This window comes from Myxococcus stipitatus DSM 14675 (assembly GCF_000331735.1).
Lineage (GTDB): Bacteria > Myxococcota > Myxococcia > Myxococcales > Myxococcaceae > Myxococcus > Myxococcus stipitatus.
In genome coordinates this window covers 492,836-505,216 of the sequence record NC_020126.1, presented here as the reverse complement: position 1 = coordinate 505,216, position 12,381 = coordinate 492,836, and the positions used below count along the sequence as shown (strand labels likewise).

General features: G+C 68.3%; 13 protein-coding genes and 6 tRNA genes. 8 read left to right on the top strand and 11 right to left on the bottom strand.

All coding sequences use genetic code 11. The annotated features are described in order from the left end of the window. Window positions 1-10 precede the first annotated feature (10 nt). Window positions 11-1,090, bottom strand: coding sequence for an SGNH/GDSL hydrolase family protein (locus tag MYSTI_RS02030; protein ID WP_233278138.1), 1,080 nt, complete (start codon window positions 1,088-1,090; stop codon window positions 11-13). A gap of 307 nt (window positions 1,091-1,397) precedes the next feature. On the opposite strand from MYSTI_RS02030, the gene MYSTI_RS02025 reads away from it, so the two are divergent. Both MYSTI_RS02025 and MYSTI_RS02020 read left to right on the top strand, forming a co-directional pair. After that, window positions 1,398-2,354: a Kdo hydroxylase family protein gene (locus MYSTI_RS02025; RefSeq protein WP_169558597.1), complete on the top strand. Its 957-nt coding sequence runs from the start codon at window positions 1,398-1,400 to the stop codon at window positions 2,352-2,354. 63 nt (window positions 2,355-2,417) lie between these two features. Beyond that, the gene (locus tag MYSTI_RS02020) at window positions 2,418-3,623 is read left to right on the top strand and encodes an acetyltransferase domain-containing protein (RefSeq protein ID WP_015346023.1); all 1,206 of its coding nucleotides are present in this window, start codon (window positions 2,418-2,420) and stop codon (window positions 3,621-3,623) included. A gap of 47 nt (window positions 3,624-3,670) precedes the next feature. Here the strand turns inward: MYSTI_RS02020 and MYSTI_RS02015 are convergent, their stop codons facing one another. Continuing rightward, window positions 3,671-4,225: a hypothetical protein gene (locus tag MYSTI_RS02015; RefSeq protein ID WP_015346022.1), complete on the bottom strand. Its 555-nt coding sequence runs from the start codon at window positions 4,223-4,225 to the stop codon at window positions 3,671-3,673. Between the two features lie 187 nt (window positions 4,226-4,412). On the opposite strand from MYSTI_RS02015, the gene MYSTI_RS02010 reads away from it, so the two are divergent. After that, on the top strand, window positions 4,413-5,180 hold the full coding sequence (locus tag MYSTI_RS02010; RefSeq protein ID WP_233278137.1) for a helix-turn-helix transcriptional regulator: 768 nt from the start codon (window positions 4,413-4,415) through the stop codon (window positions 5,178-5,180). Window positions 5,181-5,198: 18 nt separating this feature from the next. Here MYSTI_RS02010 and MYSTI_RS02005 read toward each other — a convergent pair. The 7 genes from MYSTI_RS02005 to MYSTI_RS43600 form a co-directional block, all read right to left on the bottom strand. Next, a tRNA-Ala gene (locus MYSTI_RS02005) sits at window positions 5,199-5,269 on the bottom strand. A gap of 106 nt (window positions 5,270-5,375) precedes the next feature. Continuing rightward, window positions 5,376-5,450, bottom strand: a tRNA-Pro gene (locus tag MYSTI_RS02000). A gap of 24 nt (window positions 5,451-5,474) precedes the next feature. Beyond that, window positions 5,475-5,550 (bottom strand) — tRNA-Pro (locus MYSTI_RS01995). Window positions 5,551-5,559: 9 nt separating this feature from the next. Beyond that, window positions 5,560-5,633 (bottom strand) — tRNA-Leu (locus tag MYSTI_RS01990). Window positions 5,634-5,664: 31 nt separating this feature from the next. After that, window positions 5,665-5,736: transfer RNA gene (locus MYSTI_RS01985), tRNA-Ala, on the bottom strand. 15 nt (window positions 5,737-5,751) lie between these two features. Beyond that, window positions 5,752-5,823, bottom strand: a tRNA-Gly gene (locus tag MYSTI_RS01980). Between the two features lie 103 nt (window positions 5,824-5,926). Continuing rightward, window positions 5,927-6,082, bottom strand: a complete 156-nt coding sequence (locus MYSTI_RS43600) for a hypothetical protein (protein ID WP_015346020.1) — start codon at window positions 6,080-6,082, stop codon at window positions 5,927-5,929. Window positions 6,083-6,265: 183 nt separating this feature from the next. On the opposite strand from MYSTI_RS43600, the gene MYSTI_RS01975 reads away from it, so the two are divergent. The 3 genes from MYSTI_RS01975 (at window position 6,266) to MYSTI_RS01965 (ending at window position 10,105) form a co-directional block, all read left to right on the top strand. Next, window positions 6,266-7,645 carry a hypothetical protein gene (locus MYSTI_RS01975; RefSeq protein WP_015346019.1) on the top strand — a complete coding sequence of 460 codons (1,380 nt, stop codon included), beginning with the start codon at window positions 6,266-6,268 and terminating at the stop codon, window positions 7,643-7,645. Window positions 7,646-7,815: 170 nt separating this feature from the next. Beyond that, complete coding sequence (gene mgtE, locus MYSTI_RS01970) at window positions 7,816-9,141, top strand: magnesium transporter (protein WP_015346018.1); 1,326 nt, start codon at window positions 7,816-7,818, stop codon at window positions 9,139-9,141. A gap of 40 nt (window positions 9,142-9,181) precedes the next feature. Next, window positions 9,182-10,105 carry a DUF6929 family protein gene (locus MYSTI_RS01965; RefSeq protein WP_015346017.1) on the top strand — a complete coding sequence of 308 codons (924 nt, stop codon included), beginning with the start codon at window positions 9,182-9,184 and terminating at the stop codon, window positions 10,103-10,105. Window positions 10,106-10,123: 18 nt separating this feature from the next. Here MYSTI_RS01965 and MYSTI_RS01960 read toward each other — a convergent pair whose 3' ends face one another. Beyond that, a complete protein-coding gene (locus MYSTI_RS01960) occupies window positions 10,124-11,032 on the bottom strand; it encodes a tetratricopeptide repeat protein (RefSeq protein ID WP_015346016.1) in 909 nt (302 codons plus the stop codon). Continuing rightward, a complete protein-coding gene (locus tag MYSTI_RS01955) occupies window positions 11,032-11,238 on the bottom strand; it encodes a hypothetical protein (RefSeq protein ID WP_233278135.1) in 207 nt (68 codons plus the stop codon). The genes MYSTI_RS01960 and MYSTI_RS01955 overlap by 1 nt, the downstream gene beginning before the upstream one ends. 223 nt (window positions 11,239-11,461) lie before the next feature. On the opposite strand from MYSTI_RS01955, the gene MYSTI_RS01950 reads away from it, so the two are divergent. Both MYSTI_RS01950 and MYSTI_RS01945 read left to right on the top strand, forming a co-directional pair. Continuing rightward, window positions 11,462-11,905: a riboflavin biosynthesis intermediates N-glycosidase gene (locus MYSTI_RS01950; protein WP_044278331.1), complete on the top strand. Its 444-nt coding sequence runs from the start codon at window positions 11,462-11,464 to the stop codon at window positions 11,903-11,905. Window positions 11,906-11,987: 82 nt separating this feature from the next. Continuing rightward, window positions 11,988-12,296, top strand: coding sequence for a hypothetical protein (locus tag MYSTI_RS01945; RefSeq protein WP_044278329.1), 309 nt, complete (start codon window positions 11,988-11,990; stop codon window positions 12,294-12,296). The last annotated feature ends 85 nt before the right edge of the window (window positions 12,297-12,381 follow it).

Sequence of the window (12,381 nt, the reverse complement as noted above, 5' to 3'; positions counted from 1 at the left end):
TGTTCGTGACTCAGGGGCGGACAACGTCTTGGATGAAGAGGCGCAGTCCCCGCGCCATCTTCTCGTGGGTGGCGGCGGAGGGGTGCCAGTCCTCACCGATGCCGTCAACGGAAGGGTCCTGCACCCGCATCTCGTGGCGGTAGACGCGCGTATCCCCCTTGCGCTGGCGCTCCGTCACCAGCGCGGAAATCCAATCACCGACATGGACGGCCGTCACCGAGCCATTCGACTCGGACCGCTTGTAGCCATCCGTCATGCTCCCCAACGTGCAGATGATGTGCGCCCGAGGATGCAGCACCCGGAGCCGCTCGAGGAACGTCCGGTAGGCTGACTTGAAGGTGCCTTCATCCGGCAGGAACGCCTGGGTGCCGCTGCCAGCGAATGTGTCATTGGTTCCGGCGTTGAGGACAATCACATCCGGAGACTCACTCGCGAAGTCCCAGGTGTGGGGATGGTCCGGAACCGCGAGCTCATAGATGGCGGGCACCAACCCGGACGTCGTCATGTCGAGGTTGCGGTAGATGCCATGCCCTGAGTAGCAGATGAAGACAGCCTCGGCGCCCAGCTGCGCGGCCGTCAGCCAGCCGTAGCTCCGCCGAGGGTTCTGGTTCCTCGACGTGAAGGTCGGAGCGCGCCAGGGCGGCGTCCCAGGGATGACGGAGACCTCGGTGCCGTAGCCACAGGTGATGGAGTCTCCGACGAACTCCATCCGGAGCACGGGGCGGAGGGGCGGCTCCATCAGCTCGCCATGGACCTCGAGCGCCACGAGGGTGCTCGCGCCCACCAGGGACTCCGTGCGCTTGGTGAGCTCCACCGTGTGGACACCCACCTCCAGGCCGGAGACCAGCGGATAGGTGGACTCACCCGGGCGCACCTCGAGCAGCCGCGGAGGGGACCCGTCCACCACGACATCGAAGTAGTTCGTTCCTGTCTCGTCCCCCACGCCCGCGTCGTCGAGCCGCACCCTCACGGCGTCCCCGCGGAAGCGCGCGCGAATCGTCACACCGGGATGAGAGAAGACGACCCCGACAGGGGACCGATAGGTACGTCCCAGGTACTGCACCTTCGGGTCCGCCGCCGGAATGCTCACCCACGTCAGCGCTGGGGACTCCGACGAGGGGCCCGTCGGTCTAGGGTCGGGCTTCGAGTCACACGACAGCAACGTCACGACCAGCCCCAGGACGGCGCGGCGAAGAGCGGGACTCCAGCCTCCCGCGACACCACGCACGAAGTGCATCCCCATGTCGCGGCGATAGCACGAAGCCGAGGTTCGCGGACAGTACCCGCCGGGCAGGTGGAACGTGTCCACTGCCGCACAGGCGCGCGGACGGTCCCCATTGACGCTGCGGGATGCGAAGAGTTCCGTCCTCCTCGCAAGTCTTTCGTCTTGGATGTGGATGCCCTGGGGGAGAGAGATGCTGGAGACCTTCGATGCCTCGCGGCTGAAGAGCGCGGGCCCCTCGACCTTGTCGGATGCGCTCGAGCATGGACGCATCGTCTACTTTCCCGAGAGCCCCGTGCCGCTGCCCGCACCCGCGGACCTCACGTTCCTCCGGGAAGAACTTCCCACGCGGATGAAGCGCAAGAACGTGAGCTTCTACCCCGAGGCCCAGCGCCTGGTCGGACTGGATTCCGGAGGAGACCTCGCCGAGCGCACGCACCAGATTCTGCGAGCGCACTCGGGACGCGTGACGGACTTCCTCTCGCGGACCATGCCGGGGTTCGTGAGGGATTGGAGTGTCGGCACCTCCAGCTTCCGGCCTCTCCAGGAGCGGGGACGGAAGCTCGAGCCTCATGCGAGCAACGAGCTCATCCACGTGGATGCTGGCGCCTACGGCGCGACCCATGGCGACCGCATCCTGCGCTTCTTCATCAACCTGCATCCCACCGAGGAGCGCAGATGGGCCACCCGAGGCACCTTCGAGGCGCTCTATCACCGCTATGGCGACACGGCCGGCGTGGCCCCGCCTCCTGGGAGCGAGCGCCCCTTGAGTCCCGGCGTCGCGGGCCGGATGTACTCGAGCCTGCTGCGGGGCGCGTCCCACCTCGGACTGAGGATGGCGCGGGTCATCGACACGTCTCCGTATGACCGCGTGATGCGGCGCTTCCACAACTTCATGAAGGACACGCCGGAGTTCCAGGCGTCACGCGAAGGCTACGAGGAGTTCGGCTTCCCACCCTTCTCGGCGTGGATGGTGCTCACCGACACCGTGAGCCACGCGTGCCTGTCCGGCCAGTACGCACTCGTCGATACGTTCCTCATCCGGCTTTCGAGCTGCCGCCTCCCGGAGCTTGCGCCCTATCATCTGCTGCAACAGGCTCCCGCCCAGCGCCCTCGCCAAGAGGCCGCCTGAGCGACGCCCCCACGAATCCCACCCAGTGATTGGGAAGAACGGCCTGCCGTTCGAGCCACCGCGATGAGCGCCCCCTCCACGAGTTCGCCTCCCGAAGTCCCTCTCTCCGCGCCTGTTCCGCCTCCAGACAGCCTGGCCATCCCCCAGGCCCGGCGCGTCGTGGGCATCGATGCCCTGCGCGGACTGGTCATGGTGTTGATGCTCGTCGACCACGCGCGCGTGTTCTTCTTCCACGCGCAGGTCGGCGACCCCATGGCGCTGCCGGCCACGCCTCCCGGGCTCTTCTTCACTCGACTGTCCACGCACCTCTGCGCCCCGACCTTCATCGTCCTCACGGGCGTCGCCGCCTGGCTCTACGGACAGCGACATGGAGGGCCCCGCGCGGCCTCGGGCTTCCTGTTCAAGCGCGGCCTGTTCCTCGTGGCGCTCGAGTTCACCGTGGTCAACTTCGCCTGGACCTTCTCGTTCCTCACCCAGACGTATTACTTCCAGGTCATCGGGGCGATCGGCCTCTCGATGGTGGCGCTGTCCGCGCTGCTCCACCTGCCGCGCCCGGCCCTTCTGGCCTTCGCCCTGCTCGTCATCTTCGGGCACAACCTGCTCGACCCGATTCAGTTCGGAGCGGAGGAGCCCGGCCATGCCCTGTGGGCGCTCCTGCATGACAGCCGCGACGTCCCCTTGCCCTGGGGCGCGAGCATCACGACCGCGTATCCCATCCTCCCGTGGATAGGTGTCATCACCCTGGGCTTCTCGGTGGGGCCCTGGTTCTCGTCTCGAGTCACGCCGGAGGCGCGGCGCCAGCGGCTCTGGCTCTCGGCGGCGGTGTCCCTGTCCCTCTTCGTGCTGCTGCGGCTGCTCAACAGCTACGGAGAGCCCCTGCCCTGGTCCACGGGTGCGACGACGCTGGCGACCGTCATGTCGTTCATCAATCCCACCAAGTACCCCCCTTCACTCGCCTTCCTGCTCATGACGCTCGGCGTGGGCATGGTGCTCTTCGCGGGGTTGGACAAGGCGCCTCGTGGACTGAGCGCGACGCTGGCGGTGTTCGGCGCGGCGCCGCTGTTCTTCTACGTCCTCCACCTGCTCCTGCTGAACGCGCTCCATCAGCTCACGCGCGTCCTCACCGGCCAGGGTGAGCTGTCCGGCCTCTCGAACATCCTGTCGGTTTGGGGCCTCGCGCTCGTGGCCGTGGTCCCGATGTGGTTCGCCTGTCGTGCCTTCTTGAAAGTCAAAGCACGCACCGCCAGCCCTTGGATGAGCTATCTCTAGGAGCGTCGAGCCGCCACGCGTGCAGGCTCGACGCCCCTGCGCTCCGATCAGATCAATTCGTTGCGCCGCATGACGAAGGTCCAGAAGTCCACGCCGAAGCCCGGAGTGGCCGTGGTCCCGACCGCGACCAACTGCCCTGTGTCACCCGTGTAGCAAGTCACGTTCTGCACGGTGGCCCATGCGCCATTCCAGGTCACCGAGCGCAGGTAGAGGGCACCACTGCGTGCAATCCAGAATTGCCAGCGGTCCTCGTCGCCGTTGCCTCGGCCGGGGAACACTTCATGGAAGTAGCCTGAATAGGCGGTGCTGCCACTCCTGGACGCGATGAAGTCCGCTCGGGCCGCCGCCGGCGCGGTGTGCAGCGGCGTGCTCTCAATCTGGAAGGTGTCCTGCATCGTGAAGGAGGAGAAGCCAAACACGCCTCGTGAGACCACCCGGGTGCCAATCACTTCCAACCACTCACTGCCCGCATGAGGCCCATCCAGGTAGCCCGCGACCACCGCGCCGCAGGAGACGGGCGTCTGTGCCATGACGGGCGAGGCATGCAGGAAGACTCCGAGGAACGCCGCGAGACAGACGGAGAGATTGCGGAGGAGCGCCATGTCGTTTCCTTTCGGTGACGGGTGTCTCGCCCGGCCTTCGTCTTCCAGCGGCCAGGTCACCCACGAGCCTCGCTCCGTGTCCACGACTCAACAATTCCCTAGAACGAGGGAATCACCCGAGGACCTGTCACCTAGCTTGTCCGCCCATGGCGGGGGCGAACTGCGAAGCCATCAGGTGCGTGCGCTGGTGCGGCGACTCAACGAAGCACATGAGCTTCCAGCGGAGGGAAACACACGCGCGAGCCACCTCATCTCCGGGCTCCTGGACATCCTCCACGCGACGGTCGGTGGGCTGGTCACGGATTGCGACTTCCGTCCGGGAGGACACGGCGCCTTCGTGGCCGTCACCCTGGAGGGCTGGGACTCCACCACGCTGCCCGCGCTCCAGGTCCTGGCCCGCGAAGGAAGCGCGTTCAACCCTGGCCTTCGCGCGCTGATGCAGCGCTGTCCCGCGACACCGTCATCGCTGGTGACCGCGACGCGGCGCGAGCTGGTCATGAACAGGGACTGGTACGGCGCCCCGTACATCGAGGAGCACCTGGCCCCCGCGCACCTCGACGACGCGCTGTACACGTGCCTTCGGATGAACGAGGAAGCCGTGGTGCAGGGGATGGGGTTCTACCGCGCCCGGAACGAGCGCCCCTTCGATGAAGCGGACCGGAACCTCGTCCACCTGTTTCATGCCGAGTGCGGAGCGCTGCTCCGCCCGCGCACACTCGAGGTCGACGAGGCCCTCCAAGCCCGCCTCTCCCGCCGCGAGCGCCAGACGCTGGAGCTGCTCTTGCGAGGGATGATGGACAAGGAGATCGCCGGACAGCTCGGCATCAGCCCATTCACCGTGAATCAGTACACGAAGGCGCTCTACCGCCGTTTTGGCGTGCACTCACGGGCCGCGCTCATCGCCCGCCTGCTCGGCCAGCCAAGGCCCACGGCAGCGGGGGTACGGACTTCGTGACGGAAGGAATGAAGGAAGTGGAACCACCGGGAGTCGAACCCGGACCTCTCGGATGCCATCCGAGTGCTCTCCCGTTGAGCCACGGTCCCTTGCGGGGTGCTGCCAGCGCTCCGACAGGGAATCGAACCCTGTTCACGTGGTAGACGGCCACGCTGCGATTCCAATCGCATCCCGGAGCAAAGAAGCCACGACACATCTGGATGACAGGATTTGAACCTGCGGCCTCACGGATCCGAACCGTGCGCTCTGGCCAGACTGAGCTACATCCAGAAACTCCACACTGCCTTCGACGAATCGGGACGACTGGATTCGAACCAGCGACCTCACGCACCCCAAGCGCGCGCTCTTTGCCAGGCTGAGCTACGTCCCGTTACCGACATGCCGCGGGCGGGAGTCGAACCCGCAACCCCTGCGTTCTGAGTGCAGTGCCTCTACCAATTGGGCTACCGCGGCGACTTCAACTGCGACTGTGATTGAGAAGGAATGGAGCCGCCGGGGATTGAACCCGGGACCTCTTGGATGCGAGCCAAGCGCTCTCCCGCTGAGCTACGACCCCATGTGATGCGTGTGAAGCAGCCTGCGGGAGTCGAACCCGCGTCGTCCTGAGTGGCGCTCAGGTGCCTCGCCTCTCGGCCAAGGCTGCAGATGCCGTGGAGTGAACCACCCGGAAAAGAGAAGGGCCGGGTTCCCCGTGAGGAGCCCGGCCCCGCGCATGCCGTGCCGCGTCCGAAGACGGGCACGTCAGGTCAGGTTCCGGGCGGTAGACCGCCGACGGGGGCATCTCCCAGGAGTGCTGGGGCAAGAGCGGTGAACAGGCCGGCGAGCGCAAGCGCATCGATGCCACGGACAGTGTCGTTGAGATTCTCGGGATTCATCGGGCTCGTCAGGTTCGCCGTCGTCATGTTCACCGCTCCTTTCGCCGAGAAATGACGCGCGGAATTGCCATCCCTGACATGCGGGATTCCGGCACCGGTCCCCGGGGCTGACCGGCGCGCCCTTTTCGCGGTATGAGTCCCGAGGAAGACCCGCGCCACCGCGCGCTCCGGCCGGAGAGAGCCTCGGACGTCGGGGAGAGAGCGACACGGATGAAGACCCCCCTCCCCCTCGCCCTGGCGGGCCTGCTCGCGTACGCCGGTTGTTCAGGTGACAGTCCGCACACGCCCTGCTCCGAGAACGTTGCGGTTCCGCCGGAGGCCGTGCAGCGCTCGGGCACGCTGGTGTTCCCAGTGGACTCCGTCGTGGAGTTTCGGGTGAACGTCGCCGAGCTCACGCAGGACTGCGACACCGACGCGCCCATCCCCCAGTGGCCCACCTCCGCCACGGCGCAGGTCTTCGACCCGGAGGGCCTGCCCATCCCCGTGGAGGTCACGTGGGACGTGATGAACGCCGTCCCTCGGCTGACGTTCACCCCCTCCGCGGTGGGGCGGCACCACGCCCTGGTCGCCTTCACGCCCGTGGGGGGCATCCGCCAGTTCGGAATCCACATGGCGAGCCCCTGGAGCGGCGCGCCCACGCCCGTCACCCTGCCGCTGCCCCGCTGCGCGCAGTTGGACCGCACCTCTCGCGGGCTGTGGCTGTGTGATGGCGTCGCCCTGCGGGACCCGGCGGCGGCCCCGCTGCGACTGGGCTCCGCCACCACCCCTCCCGATGTGGCCGTCTGGGGCAACGTCGTCTGGGTGCTGGGAGATGGACGCCTGCGCCGGTACGTGGACACCGGCACCGAGCTGGAGCTCACCGGGTCGCTGCTCTTGAGCACGACGGAGGCGGTGAAGGTCATCCAGTCACGGCTCGCCTCCGAGAACGAGCTGGTGGTGATGGACAACCAGACCCTGCACCGCTTCGTCTTCACGAACACCGGAGTGCTGGAGGCCCCTCCGCCCACGCGCTGGGCCCCCACCTCCCCCCTGCTCACGTTCAGCGTGGACAACGCCGTGGGTCTGCTGGTGCGGACCTCGCCGGACCAGGTGCTCACCGTGTCGATGACCGCGGCCAACGACAGCGAGGCCTGTCCCTACTCACTCCAATCCAACGGGTCCTATGCCCGAGCCACCGCCACCCCGTGCACGCCGCTGCGAGGAAGACCTGTCGGGCTGGAGGAAGGCGTCGTCTGGACCCATGCCGAGGTCCGCTCCCAGGTCGCGCCCAGCCCCGTGCTGCGCCGCTGGGAGGCCGCCGAGGGCCGGCTCGTCGAGCAGGCCTCGCTCGTCATGGATGGGCGGCTCACCGTCCTGCCCACCCCCCTGCGCACGGGCCTCACCGTCCCCTCCTTCCCAGCGGAGCTCGACCATGTGGCCGTCCCTCGGAGCAGTCCCCCCCGGCCCACCCTGACGTTGGAGCTGGTGCCCTCCACGCTCCTTCGCACCAGGGAGAATCGCCTCACCCATCCCGGGTTCCACTGGGGCGGTGACTCGCGACCCGCCACGGGCACCACCATCGTCTACGAGCAGACGCGTCCCCACCCCTGAAACCACTCCCTTGGAGCCCACACTGACGGTGTTGGACTCGAGGACAGTGACGACCGTGGAAAAAGCGCGAGGAGATGGCTGCCTGCCTCTCGCCGTGCCCCTCGTGCGGGTGTAGAGAGGCCGGCGCGTCGCGACTGGCCGCGCGCGCCCACCCTCGGAGGCACGCCCTCATGATGGACAGCCCTCACAGCGCCTCGCTCTCCATGGAAGAGCTCCATGAGGCGTGGCCGGTGCTCTCCATCGACGAGCGCCTGGAGGGCTTCCGACTGCTTCCGTCCTCGGTGGCGGATGACTTCTTCCTGGGTCTGTCCGCGCGCGAGCAGGCGGAGCTCATCCTCCACCTGCCGACCTCCGAGCGGCGGACGTGGGTGCGGCTGCTGCCCCCGGACGACCTGGCGGACCTGGTGCAGGCCCTGGAGCCGGAGCAGGCCGAGGCCCTGCTCTCGCAGCTCGACGACGCCAGCCGTCGTGAAGTCAACGTGCTCCTGGCCTACGCGGAGGACGACGCCGGTGGTCTGATGAATCCGCGCTTCGCCCGGGTGCGGCCGGACATGACCATCGACGAGGCCATCGGCTACCTGCGCAAGCAAGCGCGGGAGAAGGTGGAGACCGTCTACTACGCCTACGCGCTGGACGCCGAGCAGCGCCTGCAGGGTGTGCTCTCCCTGCGCCAGCTCTTCCAGGCCGCCAGCGACAAGAAGGTCGCGGACGTCATGCAGCACGACGTCATCACGGTGTCGGAGAACACGGACCAGGAAGTGGTGAGCCAGCTCTTCACCGAGCACGGCTTCATGGCCCTCCCGGTGCTCGACGAGCAGAACCGGATGAAGGGTATCGTCACGGTCGACGACATCGTCGACGTCGTCCAGGAAGAGGCCACCGAGGACATCCAGAAGGTCGGCGGTATGGAGGCCCTGGAGGCTCCCTACTTCGAGGTCGGCTTCTTCGGCATGTTGAAGAAGCGCATCGGCTGGCTGCTCGTCCTCTTCCTCGGGCAGATGCTCACCGCCACGGCCATGAGCAGCTTCGAGGGCGCCATCGAGCGCGCGGTGGTGCTCAGCCTCTTCGTGCCCCTCATCATCTCGTCGGGCGGGAACTCCGGCAGCCAGGCGTCCACGCTCATCATCCGCGCGCTGGCGCTGGGTGAGATGCGATTGAAGGACTGGTGGCGCGTGGCTCGGCGCGAGGTGCTGTCCGGGCTGGTGCTGGGCATCGTCCTGGGCGCGGTCGGCCTGGGCCGCATCATGGTGTGGCAGTCGATGTCGGGCGCCTATGGCGACCATGCCTTCCTGCTGGGCTGCGCGGTGGCGCTGTCCGTGGTGGGCGTGGTGACGTTCGGCACGCTGGCGGGCTCCATGCTGCCCCTGGTGCTGCGCCGCTTCGGCTTCGACCCCGCCAGTGCCTCCGCGCCCTTCGTCGCCACGCTGGTGGACGTCAGCGGCGTCGTCATCTACTTCAGCGTCGCCAGCCTGTTGCTGCGCGGAACATTGCTCTGAGCACGGCGGCACGAGCCACGTGCCGCGAGGGAGTCTGGCCATGATTCGCACCACCCCGCGGCGCACCCTCACCCTCGCGAGCCCCGAGTCTCCGGGCCGCCCCGCGCATGTCTCCGCCGCCAGCGGACTGGTGCGCGTGGGTGAGTGGCTGCACGTCATCGCGGATGACTCGCTGCACCTGGCCACGTTCCCCGCGAAGGGAGACGCTCCGGGGCACCTCTCGCGGCTGTTCGAGGGTCTGCTTCCCGACGAGCCCCAGGCACGCAAGGCGGCGAAGCCGGACCTGGAGACGCTGTGCCTGCTGCCGCCCCTGGCCGATGCGCCTCACGGGGCGCTGCTCGCGCTGCCGTCGGGGTCCGCTCCCGCGCGCATGCGAGGCGCGCTGCTCACGCTGGACGCGGCGGGCGCGGTCGTGGGCGAGGCGCGCGGCGTGGACTGCTCCGCGCTGTATCAGCAGCTCTCGCGCGAGTTCGGCACGCTCAACATCGAGGGCGCCGCCGTCGTCGGCAACCGGCTGCGGCTGTTGCAGCGGGGCAATGGCGACGCGGGCGTGGATGCCCTGGTGGACCTGGACCGCGAGCGCGCGCTGCGCGGAGTCGAGGTCGGCGCGCTGGGCCCCGAGGTGGTGCGGACGACGCGTCGCTGGGAGCTGGGCCGCGCGGGCGGAGTGCGACTGTCCTTCACGGATGCGTCGCCGCTGCCGGATGGACGCATGGTCTTCACCGCGACAGCCGAGGACACGCGCGACACCTACGCCGACGGCCCCATCAAGGGCTCCGCGGTGGGCCTGCTGGCGCAGGATGGGACGCCGCTGTTCCTGGATGGCGTGGACGCGAAGGTGAAGCTGGAGGGCGTCGACGCGCGAGTGGAAGGGGGCCGCGTGCACCTGCTGCTGGTGGCGGACGCGGATGACCCCGCGGTGGCGGCGCCGCTGATGGAGGCGGTGCTGGACGTGGCGGCGTAGGGCGAAGGCGCCCTCGCGTCAGTCGTGCTCGTGGGCGGCTTCCTCGGGACGGCCCCCCACGGCCTCCAGCGAGGAGCGCGGCGCGGGACGGGCCCGGTCGAACGCCACCTCGCGCTGCCCGACACCTTCCGCCGTGGTGTTGGCGATGCGCTTGCGAGCGCGGGCGATGTAGTCCTGCACCAGCGACGGGTCCGGGTGCGTCTTGAGCGTCTCCACCCAGGTCTCGATGGCCTTCTCGTGCTCACCTGCGTCCGAGCGCAGCTTGCCCATCTCGAACAGCGCGTGCGGCGACAGCTCCGAGTCCGGGAAGCGCGTGCGCAGGTCCGCGAACGCGCGCGAGGCATCCTGGCGCCGGCCCTCAATCATCGCGATGGCCTGCGCCTGGAGGAACAGGGAGTCGTCCACGTAGGCGCTGGTGGCGAAGCGCTCGACGAGGCGGCGCGTCTCCAGCTCGCACTGCTGATAGTCGCCCAGCTCGAAGTAGAGCTTGGCCACCTGGTAGTGCAGCTCCGCGCCCTGGGGCGGGTTGCGCTGGAGCGCCGCGGTGAACTGGTCGATGGCGCCGCGCAGGTCGCGGTAATGAACGCGCAGCAGCTCCGCCAGGATGATGCGGGCCTCGAGCGCCTCGGGGGACTCGGGGCACTGCTGGATGAGCTCGCGGTAGACGCCCACGGCCTCCTTCACCTTGCGCTGCTCCAGCCAGTAGACGTCGGCGGCGCCCTTCAGGGCGCGTGCGCGGAGGACGAGCGCCTCCGGGGTGCTGTCGTGCCGCAGCATGTCGAAGGCCTTGCGGTACTCGACGAGGGCCTCATCGGGGCGCTTCTCGAAGGTGGCGTCGCGGGCGCGCTGGAGGTGGTCCACGGGCTTGTCGCGACACCCGCCAGCCGCCAGGGCCAGCGCCACGACGGCGAGCCGCAGGGCCCGCACTAGCACTTCTCCGGGACGATGATGACGCAGCGCGAGTCCGCGCAGCTCACACACTCGGCGATGGGCGAGACGTCGGTGACGCACACGTTGACGCGGGAGGTGCGAGGACAGTCCTCGGAGGTCACACACCGGTAGACGCTCCCGTCATCGCGGGTGATGTCCTGGGCCGTGGAGCCACAGACTTCCAGGTCATTGCATCCCAACATCCCCGCTCCGATGGCAGCGAGGACTGCGTGCGCGGTGCGTCTCACGGCGGCCGTTCTACCCGGATTCGACCACGCCGTCACGGACCGGTGTGCTCGCCCGCCTGCTCATACTTGGGACTTCATGTTTCCTCCAACGCCACGGGCTATTCAGGAAATCATGCGTGTCATGAAGTACCCGCCCGGACCGTGCACACCGAGGCCCACCGCGACCCCGGAGCCGGCAGTGACTCCCGTCATCCACTTCTACAGCGTCACCGATGACCATGGCTGGTGTTCGAACTTCGCGCCCTACCCTCTCAAGCTCGCGGGCCGGATGTGGCCGACCAGCGAGCACTACTTCCAGGCGCAGAAGTTCGAGGACACCGCTGCCCAGGAAGCCATTCGTCAGGCGCGCAGTCCCATGCTCGCGGCCCGGATGGGGCGAGACCGCAAGCGCAAGCTCCGGCGCGACTGGGACTCCATCAAGGTCTCCGTGATGCGCGAAGCCGTCCGCGCGAAGTTCTCCCAGCACGAGGACCTCACGCGGCTCCTCCTGGAGACAGGTGACGCGAAGCTCGTCGAGCACACCGACCAGGATGACTACTGGGGGGATGGCGGAGACGGGAGCGGCAAGAACATGCTGGGGCGCATCCTCATGGAGATCCGACAGGAGCTCCGCGCTCCGTAGTCCCCTCGCCGCCCCCCCCGACAGGGATATGACCTCCTCGCCCAGTGCCCCTCTTTCACGGCCCTCGTCCAACGAACGCTCGGTGGCGGTGGCGAGTGCGGTGTTCCTCCTCGTCGCGCTCTTCCTCTCGGGCGGCACCGTCGGCCTCACGGTGGGCGTCGTCCTGGACCAGGCGCTCTCACCCGCGACGCATCACGGCTTCCCGGGCCTCGGGGGGCTGCTCGTGGGAACACCCGTGGGCGCGTTGCTCGGCGCTGGCACCGCGTTGTTCTTGATGCGCGGTCGCACCCCTTCGCAGCGACTGCGCCTCGCGCTGCTCGCGCTCACCGTGGGCACTGCGTGCGCGCTCGGGCTGTGGGGCTCGGTCCTGCTCGGCCTCATGGACTGGTGAGCGCGGCAACGAGCCCGTCGCCCACTCGCGTCACCACTCATCCCGCTGGGGAACCGCTCATGGAGTATCCGGGGCGCGCCGCGTC